Origin of the sequence: Streptomyces alboflavus (genome assembly GCF_000716675.1) — a bacterium.
Lineage (GTDB): Bacteria > Actinomycetota > Actinomycetes > Streptomycetales > Streptomycetaceae > Streptomyces > Streptomyces alboflavus.
The window spans coordinates 1-25,653 of the sequence record NZ_JNXT01000063.1 but is presented as its reverse complement, the minus strand read 5'-3'; the positions used below and the strand labels follow the sequence as shown (position 1 = coordinate 25,653).

At 73.8% G+C, this 25,653-nt stretch carries 19 protein-coding genes and 1 pseudogene; 12 read left to right on the top strand and 8 right to left on the bottom strand.

Annotated features, from left to right (window positions below; all coding sequences use genetic code 11):
* Nucleotides 1-503: 503 nt before the first annotated feature.
* On the top strand, nucleotides 504-2,309 hold the full coding sequence (gene phsA, locus OO63_RS34445) for an O-aminophenol oxidase PhsA (protein ID WP_234311286.1): 1,806 nt from the start codon (nucleotides 504-506) through the stop codon (nucleotides 2,307-2,309).
* Between the two features lie 41 nt (nucleotides 2,310-2,350).
* Here phsA and OO63_RS34440 read toward each other — a convergent pair whose 3' ends face one another.
* Nucleotides 2,351-3,109: a CTP synthase C-terminal region-related (seleno)protein gene (locus OO63_RS34440; RefSeq protein WP_030360312.1), complete on the bottom strand. Its 759-nt coding sequence runs from the start codon at nucleotides 3,107-3,109 to the stop codon at nucleotides 2,351-2,353.
* A 96-nt stretch (nucleotides 3,110-3,205) separates the two neighbouring features.
* Between OO63_RS34440 and OO63_RS34435 the strand changes: the two genes are divergently transcribed.
* On the top strand, nucleotides 3,206-4,072 hold the full coding sequence (locus OO63_RS34435) for a LysR family transcriptional regulator (RefSeq protein WP_033264735.1): 867 nt from the start codon (nucleotides 3,206-3,208) through the stop codon (nucleotides 4,070-4,072).
* A gap of 48 nt (nucleotides 4,073-4,120) precedes the next feature.
* Nucleotides 4,121-4,921 carry a PDZ domain-containing protein gene (locus OO63_RS34430; RefSeq protein ID WP_030360314.1) on the top strand — a complete coding sequence of 267 codons (801 nt, stop codon included), beginning with the start codon at nucleotides 4,121-4,123 and terminating at the stop codon, nucleotides 4,919-4,921.
* Here the strand turns inward: OO63_RS34430 and OO63_RS34425 are convergent.
* Nucleotides 4,914-5,663, bottom strand: coding sequence for a metallophosphoesterase (locus tag OO63_RS34425; RefSeq protein WP_030360315.1), 750 nt, complete (start codon nucleotides 5,661-5,663; stop codon nucleotides 4,914-4,916). The two genes, OO63_RS34430 and OO63_RS34425, sit on opposite strands and share 8 nt — an antisense overlap.
* Nucleotides 5,664-5,776: 113 nt before the next feature.
* On the opposite strand from OO63_RS34425, the pseudogene OO63_RS45065 reads away from it, so the two are divergent.
* Nucleotides 5,777-6,238: pseudogene (locus OO63_RS45065) on the top strand (LysE family translocator); the annotation flags it as partial.
* 159 nt (nucleotides 6,239-6,397) lie between these two features.
* Nucleotides 6,398-7,525, top strand: coding sequence for an aminopeptidase P family protein (locus OO63_RS34415; RefSeq protein WP_030360317.1), 1,128 nt, complete (start codon nucleotides 6,398-6,400; stop codon nucleotides 7,523-7,525).
* 30 nt (nucleotides 7,526-7,555) lie between these two features.
* Here OO63_RS34415 and OO63_RS34410 read toward each other — a convergent pair whose 3' ends face one another.
* The 3 genes from OO63_RS34410 to OO63_RS34400 form a co-directional block, all read right to left on the bottom strand.
* Nucleotides 7,556-8,557 (bottom strand): aldo/keto reductase, encoded by a 1,002-nt coding sequence (locus OO63_RS34410; protein ID WP_030360318.1) that lies wholly within the window; start codon nucleotides 8,555-8,557, stop codon nucleotides 7,556-7,558.
* A 120-nt stretch (nucleotides 8,558-8,677) separates the two neighbouring features.
* On the bottom strand, nucleotides 8,678-10,423 hold the full coding sequence (gene treZ, locus OO63_RS34405; RefSeq protein ID WP_030360319.1) for a malto-oligosyltrehalose trehalohydrolase: 1,746 nt from the start codon (nucleotides 10,421-10,423) through the stop codon (nucleotides 8,678-8,680).
* 381 nt (nucleotides 10,424-10,804) lie between these two features.
* Nucleotides 10,805-10,996, bottom strand: coding sequence for a CsbD family protein (locus tag OO63_RS34400; protein ID WP_030360320.1), 192 nt, complete (start codon nucleotides 10,994-10,996; stop codon nucleotides 10,805-10,807).
* Nucleotides 10,997-11,161: 165 nt separating this feature from the next.
* Here OO63_RS34400 and OO63_RS34395 point away from each other — a divergent pair, with 165 nt between their 5' ends.
* Both OO63_RS34395 and OO63_RS34390 read left to right on the top strand, forming a co-directional pair.
* The gene (locus OO63_RS34395) at nucleotides 11,162-12,724 is read left to right on the top strand and encodes an FAD-dependent oxidoreductase (protein WP_030360321.1); all 1,563 of its coding nucleotides are present in this window, start codon (nucleotides 11,162-11,164) and stop codon (nucleotides 12,722-12,724) included.
* Between the two features lie 119 nt (nucleotides 12,725-12,843).
* Nucleotides 12,844-13,404, top strand: coding sequence for an FHA domain-containing protein (locus OO63_RS34390; protein ID WP_051811445.1), 561 nt, complete (start codon nucleotides 12,844-12,846; stop codon nucleotides 13,402-13,404).
* Nucleotides 13,405-13,468: 64 nt separating this feature from the next.
* Here the strand turns inward: OO63_RS34390 and OO63_RS34385 are convergent, their stop codons facing one another.
* Together OO63_RS34385 and treY are read right to left on the bottom strand one after the other, a co-directional pair.
* Nucleotides 13,469-14,719 (bottom strand): M14 family zinc carboxypeptidase, encoded by a 1,251-nt coding sequence (locus OO63_RS34385; RefSeq protein ID WP_030360323.1) that lies wholly within the window; start codon nucleotides 14,717-14,719, stop codon nucleotides 13,469-13,471.
* Between the two features lie 117 nt (nucleotides 14,720-14,836).
* Nucleotides 14,837-17,374 (bottom strand): malto-oligosyltrehalose synthase, encoded by a 2,538-nt coding sequence (gene treY / locus OO63_RS34380; RefSeq protein WP_030360324.1) that lies wholly within the window; start codon nucleotides 17,372-17,374, stop codon nucleotides 14,837-14,839.
* A gap of 81 nt (nucleotides 17,375-17,455) precedes the next feature.
* Between treY and OO63_RS34375 the strand changes: the two genes are divergently transcribed.
* The gene (locus OO63_RS34375) at nucleotides 17,456-18,868 is read left to right on the top strand and encodes an MFS transporter (RefSeq protein WP_106983420.1); all 1,413 of its coding nucleotides are present in this window, start codon (nucleotides 17,456-17,458) and stop codon (nucleotides 18,866-18,868) included.
* Here OO63_RS34375 and glgX read toward each other — a convergent pair.
* Nucleotides 18,822-20,930, bottom strand: coding sequence for a glycogen debranching protein GlgX (gene glgX, locus OO63_RS34370; RefSeq protein ID WP_030360326.1), 2,109 nt, complete (start codon nucleotides 20,928-20,930; stop codon nucleotides 18,822-18,824). The two genes, OO63_RS34375 and glgX, sit on opposite strands and share 47 nt — an antisense overlap.
* Before the next feature lie 161 nt (nucleotides 20,931-21,091).
* On the opposite strand from glgX, the gene OO63_RS34365 reads away from it, so the two are divergent.
* The 4 genes from OO63_RS34365 to OO63_RS34350 all read left to right on the top strand — a co-directional run bounded on the left by OO63_RS34365 (nucleotide 21,092) and on the right by OO63_RS34350 (nucleotide 25,450).
* Nucleotides 21,092-21,886: a hypothetical protein gene (locus OO63_RS34365; RefSeq protein ID WP_030360327.1), complete on the top strand. Its 795-nt coding sequence runs from the start codon at nucleotides 21,092-21,094 to the stop codon at nucleotides 21,884-21,886.
* A 79-nt stretch (nucleotides 21,887-21,965) separates the two neighbouring features.
* Nucleotides 21,966-23,294 (top strand): copper amine oxidase, encoded by a 1,329-nt coding sequence (locus OO63_RS34360; RefSeq protein ID WP_030360328.1) that lies wholly within the window; start codon nucleotides 21,966-21,968, stop codon nucleotides 23,292-23,294.
* A 104-nt stretch (nucleotides 23,295-23,398) separates the two neighbouring features.
* A complete protein-coding gene (locus OO63_RS34355) occupies nucleotides 23,399-24,640 on the top strand; it encodes an SAV2148 family HEPN domain-containing protein (protein WP_030360329.1) in 1,242 nt (413 codons plus the stop codon).
* A 102-nt stretch (nucleotides 24,641-24,742) separates the two neighbouring features.
* The gene (locus OO63_RS34350; RefSeq protein WP_030360330.1) at nucleotides 24,743-25,450 is read left to right on the top strand and encodes a 3'-5' exonuclease; all 708 of its coding nucleotides are present in this window, start codon (nucleotides 24,743-24,745) and stop codon (nucleotides 25,448-25,450) included.
* Nucleotides 25,451-25,653 lie beyond the last annotated feature (203 nt).

Here is a 25,653-nt window from a genome sequence, read left to right as displayed (position 1 = left end):
GCGCGTTCTCCTTCCGGCGGCAGCGGCAGCGGCAGCGGCAGCGACGGTGACGGCGACGGTGACCGGGTCGGCGATGGCGGCGGCCGGGGCCGGGGTCGGCGGTGGGTACGGACCCGGGTCCCGGGACCCGCAGCCTAGACGTGCCGGTCACTCCCGCACCGGGAAACCGCGATCTCTCACCCGCACCGGAGGCCCGGGAGCCCCTCACCCGCACCACCGCCCTGCGCCCCGCAGGACGCCCACGACGCATCCTCCTGCATCTGCCATGCACCCGTCATGCGCCGTTTTTCCGGAATGCGGGATTCATGGAACTTTCGCCGCATGCCGTGAGTCTTCTGGGGTGAGGGCTGAAGAACAGCCGAGTCAGCCGCATCACTGAAGACAGCTGAACACGGGGGTGTTCGACCTTGACCGACGTGACTGACACGCAGACCGGAGCACACGCGGACTTCGACCGCGATGCCGCCACGCGCGACCTGGAGACCCGCGAACTGACGCCGTTCATGGCGCCGTTGACCGTCCCGCCCATCCTGCGCCCGGCGGGCGGCGACGTCCTGGAGGAGACGGAGATCGCCGTCCGCCCCGCCTGGGTGCGCCTGCACCCACAGCTCCCGCCCACGCTCATGTGGGGGTACGAAGGGAGCGTGCCGGGGCCCACCATCGAGGTGCGCCGCGGCGAGCGCGTGCGGATCGCTTGGACGAACCGCGTGCCCAAGGACAGCGAGTTCCCCGTCACGGCCGTCGAGGCCCCGCGCACGTCACCGCCGCCGAGCACCCGCCCGGGCCGCGACGGCGTCGAGCCGAACAAGGACGTGGCGGCGCTGCCCGCCTGGACGGTCACGCACGTGCACGGTGCGCAGACGGGCGGCGGGAACGACGGCTGGGCGGACAACGCCGTGGGGTACGGCGACGCCCAGCTGTCGGAATATCCGAACGACCACCAGGCGGTCCAGTGGTGGTATCACGACCACGCCATGAACATCACCCGGTGGAACGTGTACGCGGGGCTCTACGGCACGTACCTGGTCCGCGACGACGAGGAGGAAGCGCTCCAACTCCCCTCCGGCAAGCGGGAGATCCCGCTGCTGCTCGCCGACCGGAACCTGGACACCGACGAGGACGGCCGCCTCACTGGACGCCTCCTGCACAAGACCACGATCGTCGACCCGAAGAACGCGGAGACGGGCAAGCCGGTCTCCCTGCCCTTCACCGGCCCGTACACCACGGTGAACGGCCGCATCTGGCCGTACGCGGACGTGGCCCCGGGCTGGTACCGCCTCCGTCTTGTGAACGCGTCGAACGCCCGGACGTACGACCTGGTCCTCGTCGACGAGGACGACGAACCGGTGCCCGGCGTGCTGCACCAGATCGGCAGCGACGGCGGCCTGCTGCCCCGGCCCGTGCCCGTCGACTTCGACGCGGCCCTGCCCATTCTGACGGTCGCGCCCGCCGAGCGCTTCGACCTGCTCGTGGACTTCCGGACGCTCGCGGGCAAGCGGCTCCGCCTGGTCAACAAGGGGCCGAACGCCGCGCCCGGCGTCCCCGACCCGGCGGGTGACGTGGCCTATCCGCACGTCATGGAGTTCCGCGTCGGCAGGGGCGGCGGCGCCCCGGAGACCTTCCGGCTGCCCGAGGTCCTGTCCGGCTCCTTCCGGGCCATCGGCCACGGCGTGCCGCACGGCCACCGCCTCGTCGTGCTCACCCCGCCCGCCACGAAGGGCGGCGGCGGTCACCCGGAGATGTGGGAGATGGTGGAGGTGAAGGATCCGGGGTCCGTCCGGATCCCGGCCGACGGCATCATCCAACTGCGCGGCCCGGACGGCGTCCTGAAGACGTACCGCCGCATCGCCCGCACGTTCAACGACGGCCTCGGCTTCACCATCGGCGAGGGCGCGTACGAACAGTGGAGCTTCCTGAACCTCGCGGTCGCCCCGAACGTGACCCACCCGATGCACATCCATCTGGCCGACTTCCAGCTCCTCGGCCGCGACGCGTACGACGCCTCGGGCTTCGACGTGACGGTCGGCGGCACCCGCGCCCCGATCGCCCACGACCCGGACACGAGGATCCCCCTGGCTCCCAACGAGCGCGGCTGGAAGGACGTCTTCCGGGTGCCCGGCGGCCAGCTCCTCCGCGTCATCGGCAAGTTCGACGGGGCGTACGGCCGGTTCATGTACCACTGCCACCTCCTCGAACACGAGGACATGGGGATGATGCGGCCGTTCGTCGTGATGCCGAAGGAGGCGCTGAAGTTCGACCACGGCGGCGGGCACGGCGGCCACGGGGGCGGGCACGGGGGCGGCCACTGAAGGCGACTCCACGAGCGACCCCGGCGGCGGGGGGCGTGGGCTCAGACGGTCCGCGCTCCCTGCCCCTCCGGCTCCCGCGCCCCCACCGCGTGCGCCACAGCCGCCCGGGCGAGCCCCCGCACGAACGGATGCGGCCGCGACCCGTCGCCGTACTGCTCCGGCTGGAAGAGCGAGGCCAGGAAGAAGGGGTGGCCGGGAAGTTCGGCGACCCGCACCTGGCGCTGCTCGTCCCAGCCGCTGAAGCGCAGACCGTGGGACTCCAGGACGGGAAGGTGGACGCTGCCGTCGGGGCCGTACAGGCAGTGGAAGCGCTCCAGGGAGTGGTCGGCACCGAGCAGCGACTCGGCGAGGGAGCCGGGCGCGAGCCGCACCACGCCCTCGTGGCCGACGAGCGAGCACGCGAGGGGCGTGAGCATCTGGTCGTCGGCGTCCGGGTCGTTCTCCGCGTGCGCGACCCCGGTCAGGCCGCACGCGTTCCGGGCGAACTCCAGGAGCGCGTGCTGGAACCCGCCGCACGTGCCGAGGAACGGCACGCCGTCCTCGCGGGCGGTGCGGATCGCGGCCAGCGCGCCCGCCTCGCTGCGGTACGGACTGCCCGGAAGCACCCACACCGCGTCGAAGCCGCGCACGGCGTCCGGCTCCTCGGCGTCCGGCGTCGGGATCCAGTAGGCGTCGAGGAGCAGCCCGTCGCGGGCGGCGAGCGCGGACAGCAGGAGCGGGACGCGGGTGTGGGCGATGACGGACGGCGAACGGTCGGCGATCAGGGCGATACGGGCCACGGGGGCCGGTGCTTCGGTCATGGACCTCATCCTCGGCGGCCCCGCCCGTTCACGTCCAACGATCAAATCTGCACCCTCCATAAGCAACGCTGATGCACGTGGGCGATCCTGAACGGCATGGACCCGCACCTCCTGCGCACGTACGTCGTCGTCGCCCGCCTGGCCTCGTTCTCCGCCGCCGCCCGCGAACTCGGCTACACCCAGTCCGCCGTCTCCCAGCACATCGCCGCCCTGGAACAGGACCTCGGCGCCCCGCTCCTGACCCGCCGCCCCGTCGCACCCACCCGCGCGGGCGAACGCCTCCTGGAGCACGCGGGCCCGCTCCTGCTGCGCATCGACGCGGCCCGCGCGCAGGTCGCGGCCCTGGTGGGCGCGGTCGACGAGGCCCTCACGCTCGTCGCCGCGCCGACGGCCCTGACACCCCGCACGCTCCGGGCGCTCCCGCCGACCGGCGTCACCCTGCGCGTCCTGCCGCGCGCGGACGTCCCCGGGGCCGTCGCGACGGGCGCGGCGCCCCTCGGGCTCGTCGACGGCCTGGCCGCGCCCAGCGACCCGCTGCGCCTGACCGACGTGGCCCCGCTCGGCGTCCGCGGCGTCGGCGAGGAACCCGTCCGCGTCCTGCTGCCCGCGGGCCACCCGCTGGCCCACCGCACCGGCCTGCGCCTCGGCGACCTGGCCGACGCCCGCTGGCTTGACGCGCCCGGCGCGGGCCTGCCCCTGGACCAGCTGCGGGCGGCCCACGGCGGTGGCGGCTTCCGTCCGGCCCTGCGCTACGAAGGCACCGACGTCCGCACCCTCACCGCCCTCGTCGCCACGGGACACGGCCTCGTCCTGCTCCCGGAGTCGGCCGCCGCCGCACCCGGCACCGTCGCCGTCCCGCTCACCGAGCCACGCGTCGTCCACCGCACCGAACTGCTGCACGCCGGGGCCCTGCACGGCTCCGCCGAGGTGTTCGCCGCACACCTGGACGTCACCCGTTCGTGAATCGTCGCGCGGGGTCACGCCGGGTAGGGCTGTGGCCGGAGGCGAGCCATGGAACAGACCGCGTTGCGTCCCAAGTCGCTGCCGGGAGACGAGCCCGACCCCGGCCGGCCATCCCCCACCACCACCGCGTCCGAGGCGCCCGGGAAACCCGGACGCCCCGCCGCACCCCGCAAGGGCCACCGTCCGCACGCCGCACGGCGCCGCGGCAGACGGCTCTTCTCGCTCCTCTTCGGCCTGTTCTGCGCCGCGGTCCTGCTGCTCTCGGGCATCGGCCTCGGTACCGTGGGCGCCACGGTCATCGGCATGAGCAAGCTCGCGGAGATGCAGAGCAAGGCGGGCGAGCAGGGCGCGGCCATGGGCGCGGCGCCGGGGGCGGCCTCGGGAGCCGGGGCAGGGGCCGGGGCGGGGGCGTCTTCCGGGGCGGACCACGCCACGTCCCCGAAAGCGCCCTCGAAGGAAGCCTCGAACGTTCCCCCGAAGACGCCCCCGGACGCGTCCCCGAAGAAGACCGCCTCGGGCAAGGCCACCTCGGGCACGGCCTCCTCCGGCAAGGGCGCCGCGGCCGTCGGGCCGGGGTCCCCGCGCCCCGCCCTCGGCGTCGAGGCCGTCGACGCCCCGGGTGGAGGCGGCGCGCTGCTCGTCGGGGTGCACCAGCCGGGCCCCGGGCACGCGGCGGGTCTCGTACGCGGTGACGTCCTGCTCGCGTTCGGCGGCAGCAGGGTCACCTCGGCCGGTGACCTGGCGAAGGCCGTCGCGGGCGCCAGGCCGGGCAGGAACGTCACGCTGACGGTCCGTCACGCGAGCGGTGCGCGGCAGGTGTTGACGGCGCGCCCCGGCCTGGTCACGTGACGACGCGGAAGTGCGTGGTCAGCCGCCGCTCGTCGTCAAGGACGTGGAAGGCGAGCCCGACGGGGGCGTCCAGGTCGACCAGGCCCTCGCCCTCCCACGGCAGCCGCAGCGTGGAGACCACGCCGGGGCCGACGATCAGGGGCCGCCCCGCGAAGGTGGTCGCCGCCGGGGTGTGCGCGTGCCCGATGATCAGGCCCACGATCTCGGGGTGCCGCTCCACCAGGGCCGCGAGGGGCTCCGGTGCGCGCAGCCGCCAGGTGTCCAGGCGCGGGTGGTGCATCCGGACGGGGTGGTGGTGGAAGGACAGCAGGACCGGGGTGCCGTCGTCGAGCCCGGCGAGCCGGTCCTCCAGCCACGCGTACGTCTCCTCGTCCAACTGTCCCTCGTCGCTGCCCGGCAGGCTGGAGTCGACCATCAGGATCTCGGTGCCGCCGACGCGGTGGGCGCGGTTCACCGGCGCGTCCGAGGGCGTGACCTCGCCGAGCAGCGCCGTCCGGTAGGGGCCGCGCACGTCGTGGTTGCCGGGGCAGGTAAGGACCGGCCAGGGCGCGTCGGTGAACAGCAGGCGGGCGGCCTCCTTGTACTCGGACTCCTCGCCGTGGTCGGCGATGTCGCCGGTCACCAGGAGCGCGTCCAACGGCCCGGGCAGCGCCCGCAGATGGTCGAGCACCCGCTCGGCCCGCTCCGTCGCGCGTGCCGTCCCGTCCAGGTGAAGGTCACTGATCTGCGCCAGTACCAGCATGTCGTACGCCCCTCCGTGCCGAGATGATCTAATGGCTGGAGGTGATCCAACCATTAGTCAGACCGATGCCGGAACGGCCAATCGCAAACCGGTGGCACGGGGTGGATCCGGCCGCCATGGCCGCCATGGGCGCCATGCTGACCACCCTTGTCGCCTTCCTCGGCGCCGCGGTGCTGCTCGTCTTCGGTGCCCAGACGCTGTGGAACGCGCGCAAGAAGAAGGCGGGCGCCGAGGACGCCGATGGCGCCGACGACGCCGACGCGCCGGTCACGGCGCGGTCGTCCTGGGCGGCCTACCGGAGCGGGCTGCTGCTCAACCTCGCCAACCCGAAGGCGGCGGTCTTCGCGATGTCCTTCCTGCCGCAGTTCGTGCCGTCGGGCGCGCCCCGACTGCCGTTCATAATCGGCCTCGCCGCGCTGTGGGCGCTCTACGAGGTGGGCTATTACGGCCTGTACGTGTGGTGCGTCGGCCGCATGAAGGCGGTGCTCTCGCGGGCCGCCGTGCGGCGCAGGCTGGAGCAGGTGTCCGGCGGGGTGCTCGTGCTGCTGGGCGTGCGGCTCGCGGTCGAGGGCTGAGGCGGCGCGGGCCGCGGGCGGTGCCCACGGACCCGGCGACGCGCCACCGCCCCGCCGGCCCGACACCCGACACCCGCCCCGACGGGATACCCCCTCGCGAGCCCCGGCGCGACCGTGCAGGATGCTGGGGAAGATCCCATACCCGGACCAGGAGGCCCGATGACCACGGTCACGCCCGCGCCGTTCACCGCCGACGACTACCGCGCCCGGATGGACCGCGCCGCCCGCGCCGCCGCCGACGCGGGCCTCGCGGGCGTCCTCGTCGCACCCGGCCCCGACCTGGTCTGGCTCACCGGCTACCGCGTGCCCGCCGACACCGAACGCCTCACCCTGCTCGTCATCGCCCCCGGCCGGGACCCGGTCCTCGTCGTGCCGAAGCTGGAGGCCCCCGACGCCGCCCGCGCGGCCGGCGCCCCCGCGCTGACCCTGCGGGACTGGACCGACGGCATGGACCCCTACGACGTGACCGCGCCGCTGCTCGACGCCCGCGGCCGCTTCGGCGTGAGCGACAACGCCTGGGCCCTGCATCTCCTCGGCCTGCAGCGGCAGTTGCCCGACAGCTCCTACGCCGCCCTCACCGAGGCCCTGCCGATGCTCCGCGCCGTCAAGGACGCCGCCGAGCTGGAGCGGCTCGCCGCGGCCGGAGCCGCCGCCGACGCCACGTACGAGGAGATCCAGAAGGTCACCTTCGCGGGCCGCAAGGAGACCGACGTCGCCGGTGATCTCGCGGACCTGCTGCGGCAGTTCGGGCACGAGCAGGTCGACTTCACCGTCGTCGGCTCCGGGCCCAACGGCGCCAGCCCGCACCACGAGGCCGGCGACCGCGTCATCGAGCGCGGCGACATGGTCGTCCTCGACTTCGGCGGCCTGCGGCACGGCTACGGCTCCGACACCTCGCGCACCGTGCACGTCGGCGAGCCCTCGGCCGAGGAGCAGCGCGTCCACGACGTGGTCCGCGAGGCCCAGGACGCCGCCTGCCGCGCGGTCAAGCCGGGCATCGCCTGCCAGGACGTCGACCGCGTGGCGCGCGCGGTGATCACCGAGGCCGGGTACGGCGAGTACTTCATCCACCGCACCGGCCACGGCATCGGCGTCACCACGCACGAGCCGCCCTACATGATCGAGGGCGAGGAGCAGCCGCTCGTCCCGGGCATGTGCTTCTCCGTGGAACCCGGCATCTACCTGCCGGGCCGCTTCGGCGTCCGCATCGAGGACATCGTCACGGTCACGGAGGACGGCGGCCGCCGCCTCAACACCACCGCGCGCGAACTCGCCGTCGTCGACTGACGGTTCGCGCGGTGTCGCGCGGGCCCCGGCTCAGCCGTGCGGCCGCTCGTCCGTGAAGTGCGCCAGGAGGTCGTACGGATACGGCAGCGGCCGCGCGCTCGCCTCCGTCAGACGCCGGTCCTGCTCCGCCGTCAGCGCCCAGCCCGCCGCGCCCAGGTTGTCCGTCAGCTGCTCCACCGAGCGGGCGCCCACGATCGGCGCGGTCACGCCGGGGCGCTGGAGCAGCCAGCGCAGCGCCACCTGCGCGGGCGTGCGGCCGGTCTCCTCGGCGACGGCGAGGACGGCGTCCACGACCCGCCAGGTCTCCTCGGTGGCGCGCTCCTCCCAGGCGCCACTGCCCCGGGCCCCCGCGGGCGGCGCCGCCATGCCCCGGCGGAACTTCCCCGAGAGCCAGCCCGCCTGGAGCGGGCTGTAGGGAATGACGCCGACGCCCTCCGCCGCGCTCAGCGGCAGGAGTTCCCACTCGGCCTCCCGGGCCAGCAGGTTGTAGCGCGGCTGGAGGCAGACGTACGGCTCCCAGCCGCGCGCCCGGGACAGGTCGAGGGTCTTCTGGAGCTGGGCCGGGCTGACGTTGCTCGTGCCCAGGTAGCGGACCTTCCCGGCCCGCACCAGGCCGTCGAGCGTGGACAGCGTCTCCGCCAGCGGCGTGCGCGCGTCCCACACGTGCGTCTGGTAGAGGTCGATGTAGTCGGTGCCCAGGCGGCGCAGGCTCGCGTCGACGGCCGACAGGATGTGTTTGCGGCTGAGGCCGCGGGCGTTCGGGCTCTCGCCCATCGGCAGGAACACCTTCGTCGCGATGACGAGGTCGTCGCGGCGGCGGCCCTTGAGCCAGCGGCCCAGCACCTCCTCCGAGACCCCGCCGCCGTACACGTCCGCCGTGTCGACGAACGTGCCGCCCGCCGCCGTGAACGCGTCCAGCATCCGGTGCGCCGTCGCCTCGTCCGCGCCGCCCTCGCCGCCGCCGAACATCATGGCGCCGAAGCACAGCTCGCTCACCCGCAGCCCGGTCCCGCCCAGGTACCGCTGTTCCATGCGATCTCCTCCCGTGTCCCGGCGCAGACTAGAAGTTCAACCGCTGTTGAAGTCAAGCGTCCAAGTCAAGCGTCCAAGTCAAGCGTCCAAGTCAAGGTTCCGCGCGCCGCCGCCACGCCCCTACACGAGGGCGAGCACCGCGCACGACTCCGCCGGCAGCCCAAGGACCCCGTCCGCCCCCGGAGCCTCGACCGCGTCCCAGGCGGCGAGCACGCGCGCGTGGGGCACGCCCAGCGGGACCGCGGCCTCCGAACCGGACAGGTTCACGGCGACCCGCAGATCACCGCGCCGCACCGCGAACCAGCGCGCCGCCTCGTCGTACGCCACCCGGACCGCCGCCAGATCCGGGTCCGTCAGGTCCGCGCGGGCGCGGCGCAGCGCGATCAGCTCGCGGTACCAGGCGAGCACGCGCGCGTGCGGCTCGCGCCGCGGCTCCGACCAGTCGAGGCAGGAGCGCTCGCGGGTCGCCGGGTCCTGCGGGTCCGGGATCTGCTCCTCCGTCCAGCCGTGCGCGGCGAACTCCCGCCGCCTGCCCCGGCGCACGGCCTCCGCGAGGTCCGGGTCGGTGTGGTCGGTGAAGAACTGCCAGGGCGTACCGGCCGCCCACTCCTCGCCCATGAACAGCATCGGCGTGAAGGGCCCGGTGAGCGTCAGCGCCGCCCCGCACGCGAGCAGCCCGGGGGACAGCGAGGCGGAGAGCCGGTCGCCCTGGGCGCGGTTGCCGATCTGGTCGTGCGTCTGCGCGTAGCCGAGCAGCCGGTACGCGGGCGTGCGGGTGCGGTCGACCGGACGCCCGTGGCCGCGCCCACGGAACGTCGAGTACGTGCCGTCGTGGAAGAAGCCGTGGGTGAGCGTCTTGGCGAGCGCGGCCAGGGGCGTCGCCGCGAAGTCCGCGTAGTAGCCCTGGGACTCGCCGGTGAGGGTGGCGTGCAGGGCGTGGTGGAAGTCGTCGTTCCACTGCGCGTGCAGGCCGAGGCCGCCGCCCGCGCGCGGGGTGATGACGCGCGGGTCGTTCAGGTCGGACTCGCCGACCAGGGCGAGCGGCCTGCCCAGTTCGTCCGCGAGGCCGTCCACGGCCGCCGCGAGCTCCTCCAGGAAGTGCAGGGCGCGGGTGTCCCGCAGCGCGTGCACGGCGTCCAGGCGCAGCCCGTCGATCCGGTACTCCCGCAACCAGGCGAGCGCGCTGCCCACCAGATACGCCCGCACCTCGTCCGATCCTGGCGCGTCCAGGTTCACCGCGGCGCCCCACGGCGTCTGGTGGGTGTCCGTGAAGTAGGGCCCGTACGCGGGCAGATGGTTGCCGGACGGGCCCAGGTGGTTGTGCACCACGTCGAGGACCACACCGAGCCCGTGCGCGTGCGCCGCGTCGACGAACCGTTTCAGCGCCTGGGGGCCGCCGTACGGCTCGTGCACGGCCCACAGCGACACCCCCTCGTAGCCCCAGCCGTGCCGCCCGGGGAAGGGGCACAGCGGCATCAACTCGACGTGTGTGACGCCGAGTCCGGCGAGGTGGCCGAGGCGTTCCGCGGCCGCGTCCAGGGTGCCTTCGGGGGTGTACGTGCCCACGTGCAGCTCGTAGAGCACCGCGGCGCGCAGGCCGCGCCCCGCCCACGGCGTCCGCCACGCGTACCGGTCGTGGTCCACGACCGCGCTCAGCCCGTCGGGCCCTTCGGGCTGGCGCGCCGAGCGGGGGTCGGGCAGCGCGGGGCCGCCGTCCAGCGAGAAGCCGTAGCGCGTGCCGTCGGCCGCCGCCGCCTCCACCGCCCACCACCCCGGGCGCTCCTCGTCCCGCGCCAACGCCCGCGCGCCGCCGTCCAGGACCAGATCCACCCGCTCCGCGCGCGGCGCCCACACCTCGAACCTCACCGTCAGCCCCTCGTCCGTCGATTCGTGCCCGCGTCCAGCGACTCTGCCGGTTCGTCGTCCATGGTGCGCCAGACGTGATCGAGGCGGAGGGGTTCGGCGGTTTTCAACGGATTTCGGCGAGCTGGTGTCGGCGGTTCCGCGTTGCCCGGCCGACCGCCCCATGTCACTCTCTGTGACCGCCCTGCCGCTGGTCCTGCGGCGCGCGGCGGGCGGGCCTTCGTGAGCACGCGGCCTGCGGCGTGAGTCCCCGGCCCGCACGGGAAGCCCGTGAGCCCCCCAGGCGCGCATGCGAGCCGCCCCCGTCAGGGGCGTTCCCCGGGAGCGACCCGGGGCCCTGACGGGGGCGGCTCGACACGTGCCGCCGGTGAACACCGGCAAACGTCAGCTTTCGTCCCGACGCCTGGAGGATGCCGCCTCGCGCGCGCGGTCCCGGGCCTCACCCATGACTTTCTTGACCTCGCCGCGGGCCTGGTCGACCTTGCCCTCGACCTCCCGCTCGCGGTTGCCGGTCATCTTGCCGGTCATTTCCTTGGCCTTGCCCTTTGCCTTGTCCATGCCGCCCTTGTCGGCCATGGCTCCTCCTTGCTGAGGGTGTGTCGGTCCCGCTCAACGTAAGCCGGTACCGCCCGTCCTGCGCGCGGGAGCGTCGCAGAGAGTAGTTGTCGGGGAGAGGTGTCAGACCCTTTCCCGTACGCTGAGATGGACGGCACGGCCCGGATGTTCCTCCCAGGAGGAGACATGGACGCACCTCGCCCGCCGATCGATGAGTCGTACTGGATGGCGACCACACCTTCCACTCGCTACCCGGCCCCGGACGCGGACCTCACCGCGGACGTCGCGGTCGTCGGCGGCGGCATCGCGGGCCTGTGCACCGCGTGGGACCTGCTCCGCGCCGGCCTCGACGTCGTCGTCCTGGAGGCGGACCGCATCGCCGCCGGCGTGAGCGGCTACACCTCGGCCAAGATGACCGCCGCACACGGCCTCATGTACGCGCGCCTCGAAGCGGAGCGGGGCGCCGACGACGCCGCGCTGTACGCGCGGTCGCAGCAGGAGGCCGTGGAGCGGACCGTGTCCCTGTGCGCCGAACTCGGCATCGACGCCGATCTGGAGCGCGCCCCCGCCCTCACCTACGCGCAGGACCCGGGGCGCGTCGAGGAACTGGAACAGGAGGCGGCGGCAGCGCGCGGGGCCGGGCTCGACGCCTCCTTCGTGACCGACACCGACCTGCCCTTCGACATCGCGGGCGCGGTCCGCGTGGAAGGCCAACTGCAGTTCCACCCACGGAAGTTCCTCCTGGCACTCGCCGAGCACTTCACGAGCTCCGGGGGACGGATCTTCGAGCGCGCCAGGGTCACCGGCCTGCACGACGGCCACCGCTGCCGCCTGACCACCGAGAGCGGCACCACGGTGGAGTCCCGCGACGCGGTCATCGCCACGCACTACCCGGTCTTCGACCGCAGCCTGCTCTTCACCCTGCTCAAGCCCCGGCGGGAGTGGGTGGTCGCGGCGCCGGTGCCGTCGGACGCGGCACCCCGCGGCATGTACCTCACGCCGGAGGACGGGGTGCGTTCGCTGCGCGGCGCGCCCTACGACGACGGGCGCCGACTGCTCATCGTCACCGGCGAGTCGTTCGAACCGGGCACGGCCGACGTACGTGAGCGGCTCGAACGCCTCACTCAGTGGGCGGGCGCACAGCTGCCGCACTTCGCCGAGGCTGACATCGGCTACCGCTGGGCCGCCCAGGACAACGACTCCGTCGACCACCTCCCCTATGTCGGTCACGCCCACCCCGGCACGCAGCACGTCTATGTCGCCACCGGGTTCGGTGGCTGGGGAATGAGCAACGGCGTCATGGCGGGGCGCCTGCTCACGGCCCATGTCGCGGGCGGTCCGAGGCCCCCCTGGACCGAGCTGTACGACCCGCGCCGACTGCCGCCGGTCCGTGACGCGGCCCGGCTCGCCGCCCACCAGGCAGCCGTGGCCAAGCACTTCGTCGGCGACCGGCTGCACACCACCCACGTCGACTCGGTGCGGGACATCCCGCTCGGCAGCGGCGCCGTCGTGCGCCTGGACGGCCGCCGCTGCGCGGTCCACCGCGACGAGTCCGGACAGGTCAGCGCCCTGTCCGCGCGCTGCACGCACCTCGGCTGCCTGGTGCACTTCAACAACGCCGAACAGGCCTGGGAATGCCCCTGCCACGGCTCCCGCTTCGCCACGGACGGTTCGGTCCTGCACGGCCCGGCCACCCGCCCGCTCCCACCGCGTGAGATCCCGGAGCCCACGGAGCCCACGGACCCGTAGTCCGCGCCGGACCCGGCGCGGCGGCAGCGCCCCACGACTCCGGAGCGGCCCCGGAGCGCGCTCGGGAGTGAGCCGGTGCTTTCTGGACACCCGGACGCACCTGGCCGACAATTGGCGACGTGACCTCGCCTTCTTCGCTGCCCTCCGAGTCCGGTACCAACCCGGTGCGGCTGACCGACGCCGAGCGGGAGCGGGCCCTTGAGGTGCTCAGAGAGGGCGCGGCGCTCGGCCGGCTCTCGCACGACACGTTCGTACGGCGCATGGAGCTGGCCCTCGCCGCCCGGCGCCGGGACGAACTGGCGGCGCTCACCGCCGACCTGCGCACCGAGGGCCGCTGGTCGAAGCTGGTGCTCGGCTCCGTGGGCGCGGTGTCCGGGTTCACGGTGAAGCTGCGCAGGGCCTGGCAGTCCGAGCGGCTGCCCAAGCTGCTGCTCCCCGCGCCCGGCGCGTACCCGCTGCGGATCGGCCGCGACCCGGCGAACGGCCTGCGCCTCAGCCACGACACGGTCTCGCGGCTGCACGCCGAACTGTCCGCGCAGGGCGGCATGTGGGTCCTGCGCGACCTCGGCTCGACCAACGGCACGTCGGTGAACGGCCGCCGGGTGATCGGCGCCGCCGTCGTGCAGGCCGGGGACCAGGTGTCCTTCGGGAGCCTGTCGTTCTGCCTCGCGACGGCCTGAGCGAGACCCGCACCCCGGCTCCGCGCGCACCCCGCGCACGTACCCCCGAGCCGCCCCGCGCCCCTCAGCCCAGTGCCTCGCGCGCGTGCCGCGCCGCCTCCACCGCCGTCCGTGCCTGGTGCTCCACCTGGTGCTCCAGCGGCACCCAGCGCGCCCCGAACCGCTCGGCGAACGTCTCGCTCCACTGCGTCACGAGCCGGTCAAGACGCGGCGCCGCCCGGTCACCCGCGCTGTCGAGCACCCGAAGCAGCATCGCCGCCGCCCGCAGCGGCAGCCGCCGCCCGAACGCGTCGACGCTCCCGATGTACGCCATCGACGTGCCCGCGGGCGGCAGCCGCCCCCAGTCGTCGGCGAGCCCCGGCACCAGGCCGAGCGCCCACTTGGCCGCCCGCAGCAGCGGTCCCTCCGCGCGCGGCAGCCGGGGCAGCGCGTCCCTGAGCACCTCCTCCACCAGGCGCGCGTCGTGCCGCAGCCGGGACGCGAAGGTCCGCATCGCCGTGCGCGGCGCCGGGTGCGCCGCGACGTCGCCCACCGTGTCGCTCGCCCACATCGGCACCTCCACGATGGCGGTCGTACCGCCGTAGCGGTGCGCGTGGTGCCACGTCGTGTGCCGGGCGTCCTCCGGCAGGCTCGGGTACGCCGCCGCTGACCCGGGGCCCGGCAGCACGTGCACGCCCGGCCCGGACACCGGCCACCCGGCCGCGTCCGACGCGCCCGTCTCCACCGGGATGCCGAGGCGGGCCGCCGACTTGGCGAACGGCTCGGCGAGCCCCGGGATGTCCCGGGTCAGCTGCACCCAGCTGCCGCCGAGGTCCGTGCAGTGCAGGGACACCTGCAGGAAGGGCCGCAGTTCGTCGATGACGCCGGTCAGGGCGCGGGTCTCCGGCGGCAGCCGGTCCGGCGGGAGCACCGAGGGCGACCACTCGGGCTGCTCGGGGCCCGCCGGGCGGAAGAAGTGCCGGTGGTAGTCGAGGAGGCTGCGCGGCGCCGGGGTCCGGTGCAGGCTCGCGCCGTCCGGGTCCGCGCACAGCAGGAAGTGCCAGGAGGTGTCCGCCCGCAACGCCCTGGTGCGCACGGCCTGTTCGGCGAGCGCGAGGAGGGTCGAGCCGCCGGTGGGCTCGTTGGCGTGGGCGCCCGCGACCACCAGGACGGCGTGGGGGGAGTGGCCCACGGACAGCAGGTGCAGGGGACGGCCGCCGCGTGAGGTGCCGACGCGGCGCAGCGTGCTCAGTTCGGGACGGTGGGCCGCAAGCTCCCGAACAGACCGGACGAGTTCGGGAACCGTGGGATAGCGGTTTTCCGCCAGTTGACTCACCCCCCGCTGGTCCGTCCGCTGACGCAATCCGCAGTACGCCACGCGGCGGTTCAGGTGTCAAGCACTCCGGACCCGGGCTCCCCAGGGCCCGCGCAAGAAGGGCACGCCTCCGCCGCGTCACCGTCCCGTGCGCGGCGCTTCCCCCGTGCGTTCCAGGAGCGCCACCGGCAGTTCCGCGAACACGTCCGCCACGCGCGCGTGCCCGCTGAACCGCCGCCCCGGTACGAGCAGATCGGCCCAGTCGCCCTCGGGGAGCGGCAGCGCGGTGTCCCCCCAGCCGCCCGCGTCGGCGAGCCGCAGGGACAGGCGTGTCACGGCCACCACGACGCCCCCGGAGCGCGTGTGCGCGAGGCAGTGCCCGGCGCCGGGACCCGTCGCGGCCAGCGGCTCGTACGTGCCCGCGCCGCCGAAGAGTTCCGGCCGCCGTGCCCGCAGCCGCAGCGCCGCGACGGTCACCGCCAGCTTCTCGGCGGACAGGTCCCGCGCGCCGCCCCCGCCCTTCTCCGGAAGCGACGGGTCCCACTCCGGAGGCGCCGGGTCCGAGGAGTCCGCCGCCCCGTCGAGCACGCCCCCGGAGGCGTCGAGGGGATCGCCGAACGCCACGGGATGCCGGTTGTCCGGGTCCACCAGCGCCCGGTAGTCGCGCTCGGTGCCCTGATAGAGGTCCGGCACCCCGGGCATCGTCAGGTGCAGCAGCGCCCCGGCGAGCACGTTGGCCCGCACGTGCGGTGCCAGCTCCGCGGCGAACTCGGTCACCGCGTGCAGCGGCGGCCCGCACGGCCCGGCTTGAAGGAACGCCGTCACCGCCCCCTCGTACGCCTCGTCGGGCTCCGTCCAGCTCGTGTGCAGCCCGGCCTCCCGGACGTGCTTCAACAGCGCCCCCTGGAGCCGCCGGCCGTACGGCCCGGCCTCCGCCGCGGCCCCCGCCGTGAGCGCCGAAGGGGCGAACCCGAACGCCGTCTGCCAGGCGGCCCACGCCAGTTGGGGGTCGGGCGCCCGGCTGCCGCCCGCCCGCGCGGTCCTGCGCGTCAGCTCCGCGAGCAGCGCCGCCCACCGCGCGGGCACCTGCGAGAGCACGCTCACGGCCGCCCGCACGTCCGCGCTGCGCTTGGAGTCGTGCGTCGTCAGGACGGTGCCCGAGTACGGCCAGTCGCGCTGCACGCGCGCGCAGTACGCGTGGAACTCCGCCACGTCCACGGCGGGCCGGGCGGGCGAGCCGCCCACCTCGGCCGCGGACAGGAGCGGCGCGTGCCGGTAGAACGCCGTGTCCTCCACCGACTTGGCCCGCAGCGCGGCGGCGGTCTGCCCGAACCGCGCCCGGAAGGCCGCGCGCGCCCCGTCGCCCGGCGCCCTGCCGAGCACCAGGTCCCGCACCGCGTCCACGGCCTCGGCCTCCTCGGGGACGGCGAACACCCGCTTGGCCTCGCGCGCCGCCCCGGCCGTGAGGACCGTCTCGGGGTCGGCGCCCCCGGTGGCGTACGGACGGTAGACCTCAAGACGAACGAGGAGTTCCCGCAGCGCCGTCCGCAGCGCCCACGGCGCGTGGTCGCGCAGCGCGGGATCCGCCGCGCACAGCGCCGCCGCCTCGCGCGTGAGGCGGTCGACCTCGGCGGCAAGCTCGCGCGTGACGACCTTGTACGCGGCGCGCCGCAGCGTCGCCGTCCAGTCCCCGCCGCGGTCGGCGGGCGGCGCCGCGAACGCGCGGTAGCGGGCGAGGAGTTCGGCGGCGCCCGTCTCGTCCGTGAGGACCCCGTCGACGTGCCGCAGCGCGTCGTAGCCCGTGGTGCCCGCGACCGGCCAGGCGGCGGGCAGCGGCTCCCCGTCGGCCAGGATCTTCTCGACGGCCGTCCAGCGCCCGCCCGTCGCCTCGTGCAGCCGCTGGAGGTACGCCCCGGGGTCGGCGAGGCCGTCGGGGTGGTCCACGCGCAGGCCGTCCACGACCCCCTCGGCCAGGAGCCGCAGCACCGTCGCGTGCGTCGCGTCGAACACCTCCGGGTCCTCCACGCGGACGGCGATGAGGTCCGAGATGGTGAAGAAGCGCCGGTAGTTGATCTCTGTGCGGGCAAGGCGCCACCAGGCCAGGCGGTACCACTGGGCGTCGAGGAGCCGCGGCAGCGGCAGCCCCTCCGTGCCCGCCCGCAGCGGGAACTCCTGGTCGTGGTGGCGCAGCACACCGCCCTCCACGCGCAGGTGCTCCAGCTCCCGGCCGAGCCTTCGCCCGAGCACGGGCAGCAGCACCTTGCCGTCGCCCGCCTCCCAGTCGATGTCGAACCAGCGCGCGTACGGGGAGTCCGGGCCCTCGCGCAGGACCTCCCACAGCGCCCGGTTGTGCCGCGGCACCGCCGCCATGTGGTTCGGCACGATGTCCACGACGAGCCCGAGCCCGGCGTCCCGAGCCGTCCGCGCGAGCGCCCGCAGCCCCTCCTCACCCCCCAGCTCCGCCCGCACCCGCCCGTGGTCCACGACGTCGTACCCGTGCGTCGACCCCGGCACCGCCTCCAGGACGGGCGACAGATGCAGGTGCGAGACCCCCAGCGAGGCCAGATACGGCACCGCTCGCGCGGCGGCCGCGAACGGGAAGTCCGGCTGCACCTGAAGCCGGTACGTGGCGGTGGGCGGCGGCGGAACCACAGGGACGGAGCGCGCAGACGTCATGCGAACGTACGTACCCGCCTCACCGCCTTTCGTGCCTTCGACGCATGCGTACGCGGACCGGGCGGCGGTTAGCGTCCGACGATGGCTGAGAGGACGCGGGGGATCACGGCACGGGACGAGGGGACGGAGGTCCCGGACCGGGCGACGGCGGGCGAGGCCGCCGCGGGTGACGCCGGGGCGCGCGGGCCCGGGGCGCGCGGGCCCGGGGGGCGCGGGTCCGGGGCGCGCGAGTTCGGGGGGCGCGAGTCCGGGAGGCGCGGTGCCACCCTCGACGCCTACCGGCAGGTGCTCGCCGTCACCGGCGCCGCGCTCCCCGTGGTGTCGTTCCTGGGGCGACTGCCCGTGGCCGTGATCCAGTTCGGCAGCGTGCTGCTGGTCAGCCGGACCAGCGGGTCGATCGCCACCGGGGGAGCCGTCGCGTGCGCGCTGGCGCTCGGGCAGGTGACCGCGGGCCCCTTCGTCGGGCGGCTCGCGGACCGGCGCGGGCAGCGGCCCGTGGTCCTGGCGTTCGCGGCGCTCAACGCCCTCTGTGTGGCCGCGTACACGCTTGGCGCGCATCTGGGCCTGCCCACCCCCGCACTGCTCCTCCTGGGCGTCCTGGCGGGCGCCAGCGTGCCCGGGATCGGGCCGCTCGCCCGGGCCCGCGTGGTGCGCCTTATCCGGAAGGAGGGCGGGGACGCGCGGCTCGTCGGCACCGCGCTGTCCCTGGAGTCCACGATGGACGAGCTGTCCTTCGTCCTCGGCCCCGCCCTCGTCGGCCTCGCGGCCCTGGCCGGCCACCCCGCGTACGCCTTCGGGGTCGCGGCCGTCCTGGTCGCCGTCTGCGGCACGGGCTTCGCGCTGCACCCGACGGCCCGCGCGGTCCCACCCGGCGCGACGAGCGCGCGGAGCGCCCCCGGGGGCCGCCCGCCGCTGCCGCGCGAGGTGTACGTCGTCCGGGTCGGCCTGGTCTTCCTCGGCGTGCTGCTCGGCGCCTGCGGGGCCGGGATCACCGCGCTCACCGAGGAACTCGGCGCGTCAGGCCAGGCGGGCCTCGTCTACGCCGCGATGGGCGTGATGAGCGCCGTCACCGGGCTCGCGACGGCCGCGCTGCCGGACCGGTTCGGGCTGCACGCGCGCTGGCGGGTGGCGACGGCCGCCGCGGCGCTGCTCTCGCTGCCGCTGGTGTGGACGCACAGCATGGCGGCCCTGTACGCCGTCGTGACCGTCTTCGGCGCCGTGTACGCCCCGAACCTCATCACCGGCTTCGCCCTCACCGAACGCTCCGTGCCGCAGGGACGGCTCGCCGAGGGCATGACGTTCGCGGCGAGCGCCTTCGTCGGCGGCCAGGCCGTCACGCTCGCGGTGGCCGGGCGCGTCGCCGAGACGCACGGCGCGGGCGCGGCGTTCGCGCTCGGCAGCGCGGCCGCGGCGGTGGCCTTCGTGGTGGCACTGCTCGCCCGCCCCCTCAGGCCGGGCGCTGCAGCACCACCAGGCTCCGGTCGACCAGCGTGACCCGCTCGCCCGCCCGCACCTTCCCGCCCGTCCCCGGCGGCACGCCCTCCTCACGGGCGGTGTCCACCACCACCTGCCACTGCGCCCCCTGGTTCACCGGCACCACGAAGTCGAGGGCTTCGGCGGAGGCGTTGAACATCAGCAGGAACGAGTCGTCGGTGATGCGTTCGCCGCGCTCCCCGGGCTCGGAGATCGCGTTGCCGTTGAGGAACACCGTCAGGGCCCGCGCCTGGGCCGCGTCCCAGTCGTCCTGGGTCATCTCCTCGCCCTCGGGCGTGAACCAGGAGATGTCCGACAGCTCGTCGTGGGTGCCCTCGACGGGGCGGCCGTGGAAGAACCGGCGCCTGCGCAGGACGGCGTGGTCGCGGCGCAGCCACGCCATCGCGCGCGTGAACGCGAGCAGCGTGCTGTCGCCCTCGGGCCAGCGCACCCAGGCGACCTCGTTGTCCTGGCAGTACGCGTTGTTGTTGCCGCCCTGGGTGCGGGCGAACTCGTCGCCGTGGCTGAGCATCGGCACGCCCTGGGACAGCATCAGGGTGGCTACGAAGTTGCGGATCTGGCGGGCGCGCAGCGCGAGGACGTCCGCGTCGTCGGTCTCGCCCTCGACGCCGCAGTTCCAGGACCGGTTGTGGCTCTCGCCGTCCTGGTTGTCCTCGCCGTTGGCTTCGTTGTGCTTGTCGTTGTACGCGACCAGGTCGTGCAGCGTGAACCCGTCGTGGCAGGTGACGAAGTTGATCGAGGCCAGGGGGCGCCGTCCGTCGCCCTGGTACAGGTCGGAGGACCCGGTGAGCCGGGACGCGAACTCCGCGAGCGTGCGCGGCTCACCGCGCCACAGGTCCCGCACTGTGTCGCGGTACTTGCCGTTCCACTCCGTCCACAGCGGCGGGAAGTTGCCCACCTGGTAGCCGCCCTCGCCGACGTCCCACGGCTCGGCGATCAGCTTCACCTGGCTGACCACGGGGTCCTGCTGCACCAGGTCGAAGAACGAGGAGAGCCGGTCCACCTCGTGGAACTGCCGCGCGAGCGTCGCCGCGAGGTCGAAGCGGAAGCCGTCCACATGCATCTCGGTCACCCAGTGCCGCAGCGAGTCCATGATCAGCTGGAGGACGTGGGGGTTGCGCATCAGGAGCGAGTTGCCCGTCCCCGTGGTGTCCATGTAGTAGCGGGGATCGTCGGTGAGGCGGTAGTACGAGGCGTTGTCCAGACCCCGGAAGGACAACGTGGGGCCCAGGTGGTTGCCCTCGGCCGTGTGGTTGTAGACCACGTCCAGGATCACCTCGATCCCGGCCGCGTGCAGCGCCCGCACCGCCGACTTGAACTCCAGGACCTGCTCGCCCCGGTCGCCCCAGGAGGCGTAGGCGTTGTGGGGCGCGAAGAAGCCGATGGTGTTGTAGCCCCAGTAGTTGTTCAGGCCGAGGTCCACGAGCCGGTGGTCGTTCACGAACTGGTGGACCGGCATCAGCTCCAGGGCGGTGACGCCGAGCGCCGTCAGATGCTCGATGACCGCCGGGTGCGCGAGCGCCGCGTACGTACCGCGCAGTTCCTCGGGCAGCTCGGGGTGGAGCATCGTGAGGCCCTTGACGTGGGCTTCGTAGATGACGGTCTCGTTGTACGGCGTGCGCGGCGGGCGGTCGTCGCCCCAGTCGAAGTACGGGTTGACCACCACCGACGTCATCATGTGCGGCGCCGAGTCCAGGTCGTTGCGCTCGTCGGGGGAGCCGAAGTGGTAGCCGTACACCTCCTCGCCCCAGGCCACGGAGCCGCTCACCGCCTGCGCGTACGGGTCGAGGAGCAGCTTCGCCGAGTTGAGCCGCAGTCCGCGCGCGGGGTCGAACGGGCCGTGCGCGCGAAAGCCGTACCGCTGGCCCGGCATGACCCCGGGCAGATAGGCGTGGCGCACGAAGGCGTCGGATTCGCGCAGCTCGACGGCGGTCTCCGAGCCGTCGTCGTGCAGCAGACACAGCTCCAGTCTGTCGGCGGCCTCGGAGAAGACCGCGAAGTTGGTACCGGCGCCGTCGTACGTGGCGCCGAGTGGATACGCCTGCCCAGGCCAGACCTGCATGCCTATGACTCTTCCACGATCGCCCCCCGGACATGACCGGAGTTCGCCCAGACTCTGCTCGAAAGTGGGGCAACCGCACGGGAGTTGAGCCCGTCTAACCGACTGACCACATACTCGACATGCCCTAAAAATGGGCTGTACGGGAGAAAAAGGGGGAGGATATGGGCGAACTAGTCAGACGCCATCTGGGGAAGGTCGTGGCGGGCGGCGCCCTCGCCGTCGTCGCGACCGCCGCGATGGTCGTCGTCACGCTGCCGGAGGGGGCCGGCGCGGGTGACAGGGGGGACCGCAGCACGGCGGCGGGTTCGGCGCGGCAGGACGCGATCGCGCCCGAGGGAGTCGTCGAGGACGCGCCCGAGGAGGGCGAGAAGGGCATAGGCAGCGACCCGCTGACCGACGCCGAGACCGAGCGCGCCGAGAAGGCGGCCCTGGACAGCAACGGGCTGCGCACCAGCGCACGGGACGTGGAGGGCGACCGCGGGCCGCAGCGGCTCTCCACGAACCTCGCGGAGAACGACCCCGCCGAGGGTGCCGACGCCGCGCGCCGCGCACAGATCGTGTACTACGACTACAAGAAGGACGCGGCGATCACCAAGACGGTCAATCTCGAGACCGGCAAGGTGGAGTCCACGAACTCGGCGCACAACGTGCAGCCGCCACCCACCAAGGACGAGCTGACCGAGGCCACCCAGCTGCTGATCGCCGACCCGCTCGGCAAGGGCCTGAAGCAGGACTACAAGAAGGCCACCGGCAAGGCCCTCACCGGGCCCGGCGACCTCGACCTGAGCGGCTTCATCTTCAGCAAGCAGACGAACCTGAAGATCCCCGCGGAGCTCTCCGAGTGCGGGAAGCACCGGTGCTTCCAGGTCGTCGCGAAGGTCAAGCGCGGCCCGTGGATCGACACCCGCGCGTTCGTCGTGGACCTCAGCTCGCGTGCCGTGGGCCGCCTGGGCTGACCCGTCCGGCAGGCCACCGCCGCGCCCGCCGACAGGCACGGCACCCACACACTTCTCCTCCTGAAGGAGTCATTTCCGTATGGACGCCTCTCACGGCAACAGACTTTCGCGCGCCCGCAGGAGGGCCGGCACGGTCCTCGCGGTCTCCGCGCTGATCGGGGCCGGCCTCGCCGCCGCGGGCCCCGCGGGACCGGCGGCCGCCGCTCCCAAGGCCCCGCCCGCCGCGGCCGCCGACTGCAGCGCCGCCTACAAGATCGAGCAGACCGTCGACGGCGGTACGACCTGGCGGATGTGCTGGCACTACAACACGTACTCCGGGCTGATCCTCGACAAGATCAGCTACCAGCCCAAGGGCGAGCCCAAGCCCATCCCGGTCCTCACCAGCGCCCGCCTCGCCCAGATCCACGTGCCCTACGACGACGGCGACGCCGAGTTCCAGGACGTCACCGACACCGACTTCGGCCAGGCCCTGCAAGCCCTCAAGCCCGGCGAGTGCCCCGGCGGCACCATCAAGACCGTGAAGGTGCCCGACCGCGGCAACGTCAAGGGCCTGTGCACCACCACGCGCGCGCGTGGGCACGCGTACCGCCTCACCCACGACCAGTCCACCGGCGGCAACGACAAGGTCTACACCGCCCAGGGCAAGGACCTGCTCGTCTACACCGTCAACAAGGCCTCCTGGTACGAGTACATCACCGAGTGGCGGTTCTCCTCGGACGGCACCATCACCTCCAACGTGGGCGCGACCGGCAGCCTCTCGCCGTACGACTTCGACGGCGGCGACGGCCGCGGCTGGCCCATCGGCAAGGGCGACCAGGCCAAGGCCGAGAGTCACTCGCACAACGTCTTCTGGCGCCTGAACTTCGGCCTCGACGGCTCCCCGAAGGCCAAGGTCGAGCAGTACGACTCCAAGGTCACCCCGTCGACCGGCGGCGGCAGCCCGACCACGAAGACCACCCGCACGCCCGTCACCAAGGAACTCGCCGGTGACCGCAAGGACATGCGCTGGTGGCGCGTGGTCAGCACCAGGGGCAAGAACAAGGACAAGCACCCGCGCTCGTACGAGATCGTCCCCGGGGCCAGCAACAAGCACAGGGGACGGCCCTACACCAAGCACGACGTGTTCTTCACCCAGTACAAGAAGTGCGAGCAGTACGCGAGCGCCAACATAGGCTGCCCGAACGGCTACCCGAAGAGCGTCGACCAGTGGGCGAACGGGGAGACCCTCAAGCACCCCATCACCTGGGTCAACATCGGCTTCCACCACATCGCCCGGGACGAGGACCAGCAGCCCATGCCGGTCCACTGGCAGGGCTTCGCCCTGGCCCCGCGCGACGTCACGGCCATGAACCCGCTGACGCCGCAGGACCTCGCCGACCACAACGGACGGATCCCGATCGGCAATTGAGGAAAGTGCCCGCTCCATCCGGCTGCACCGCCCGCCGCTCCCGGAGTACCCTTCCTTGATCGTTGACTGGGGAGAGTCCGGGGGGAGCGGAAGGCGGTGCGTGGGTGAGCTCGGGTGGGCGGGAACTGCCCCCTGGTGACGAGGGTCACGAGGAGGGCTCCGCCAATGTCCCGCCGTCGGCCGTGTCCTTGGCACGTCCGGTGGACATGGCATCGCAGATCGGCCCCGAGCTGGACTGGGGCGCCGACGCCTGGCGCGAGGTGCGTACGCGCGCGCAGCGGGCCGGGCGGGCCTACATCTGGCTGAACCTCGTGGAACAGCGGCTGCGCGCGGTCGTGGCCGCTGTTCTGCGCCCCGTCTACGAACCCGTCCACGCCGACGACTGGGTCGTCGCCGCGGCGGGCCCGGCGGGGCAGGAGTGGGTGCAGCGCGCGGTCGCCGTCCGCGAGGTGAGCCGCCGCAAGGGCTACCTCCTCGACCCCGCGGACGACAACGTCCTCAGCTTCCTGACGCTGCCGCAGCTGCGGGAGCTGATGGTCCAGCACTGGCCGTGCTTCGAGCCCTATCTGGACGACCGGCGCGAGGTCGAACTCGCTCTGGACGAGCTGGAGGTCTCCCGCAACGTCGTCTCCCGCAACCGCGCCCTGTCGCCGACGGTCCTGGCCCAGGCCGAACGCGCATCGGCCCGGCTCCTGGAGATCCTCGGCGCGGGCTCCGACACGCCCTCCGCGCGGCGCCTGCCCGTCGACGCCGTCGAGGAACTGGTCGGCGACCGGTACGCGGACGTGGTCGGGGTGCACACCGACCGGGTGCGGCTCCTTCGTCAGTTCCCCGCCGAGGACCTGTTCGGCGACGCCCGGCGCGTCGACGCCATCGGGATAGGCCTGAACCTCCTGGTCCAGAACTTCTCCGGGCGCCGTCTGATCCGGCTCGCCGAGTCCGGCTGCCGGGTGCGGCTGCTCTTCCTGAACCCCGCGAGCAGCGCGGTCAAGCGGCGCGAGCGGGAACTCGGACTCAAGCGGGGCGAGCTCAGCCGCTCCGTCGAGACGAACATCCTGCACATGCGGCGGGTGCGGTCCCGCCTGCGGGACCCCGGCGCCTTCGAGATCCAGGTCTTCGACGAGACGCCGCGCTTCACGGCCTATCTGGTCGACGGGGACGGGGCGGACGGCATCGCGGTCGTCCAGTCCTACCTCCGTCGCACCCGCGGCATGGAGGTGCCCGTGCTCGTGCTGCGCGGCGGCGGCAGGGTGGTGAAGCCGGGCGATCACGGCGAGCACGGACTCTTCGCGACATACCGGGAGGAGTTCGAGACGGCGTGGGCGGACTCGCGGCCGGTGTCGTGAGGGGCCTCGCCGGGAGTAAGCGGAATCCGGCCATCTGATTGTCAGTGGCGCATGGGATCGTGGGGACCACTGGGGGAAAGCACCACGACGAAGGGGGCGGCCATGGGCTGGCACCAGGAGCTGCTGATCGGCTTCGACCTGGAGACGACGGGCACGGATCCGCTTGAGGCGCGCATCGTCACGGGGGCGGTGATCGAGGTCAGGGCCGGGCAGGAGCTGGGCCGCCGCGAGTGGCTCGCGGACCCCGGCGTGCCGATCCCCGAGGACGCGGTGGCCGTGCACGGGATCACCGACGAGAAGGCTGCCGCCGAGGGGCGACCCGGCGCGGAGGTCGCCGACGCGATGGCCGCGGTGCTGGTGTCGTACTGGCAGGCGGGCGTCCCCGTCGTGGCCTACAACGCCGCCTTCGACCTGAGCCTGCTCGCCGCCGAGCTGCGCCGGCACGGGCTGCCGTCCCTGCGCGACCGGCTCGGCGGCGCGGAGCCCGCGCCCGTCGTCGACCCGTACACCATCGACCGCTCCGTCGACCGGTACCGCCGCGGCAAGCGCAACCTCGCTGCGGTCTGCACCGAGTACGGCATCGTCCTGGACTCCGCCCACAACGCCTCCGCCGACGCCCTCGCCGCCGCCCGCCTAGCCCACGCCATAGCCGTCCGCCACACCAAGGTCGCCGACCTCGGCGTGGCCGAACTCCACCGCCAGCAGGTGCGGTGGTACGCGGAGTGGGCGGCCGACTTCCAGAACTTCCTGCGCCGCAAGGGGGACGCTGCCGCTGTGGTGGACGGGACGTGGCCCTTGCGGGCGGCCTGAGGGGGTGTCCCGTGCGGGTGGGCCGGGGGCGCCGCCGATCGGCCTGCGGCCTCGTCCTCAAGCGCCGGACGGGCTCTCTCCCACCCACCCGCCCGGACTTGCACCGGCCTGCCCGTCAGCCCGGCACCCTCAGCCCCACAGGGCTCACCCCTGTATCGGCGCTCCGCGCCTCGTCCTCAATCGCCGGACGGGCTCTCTCCCAC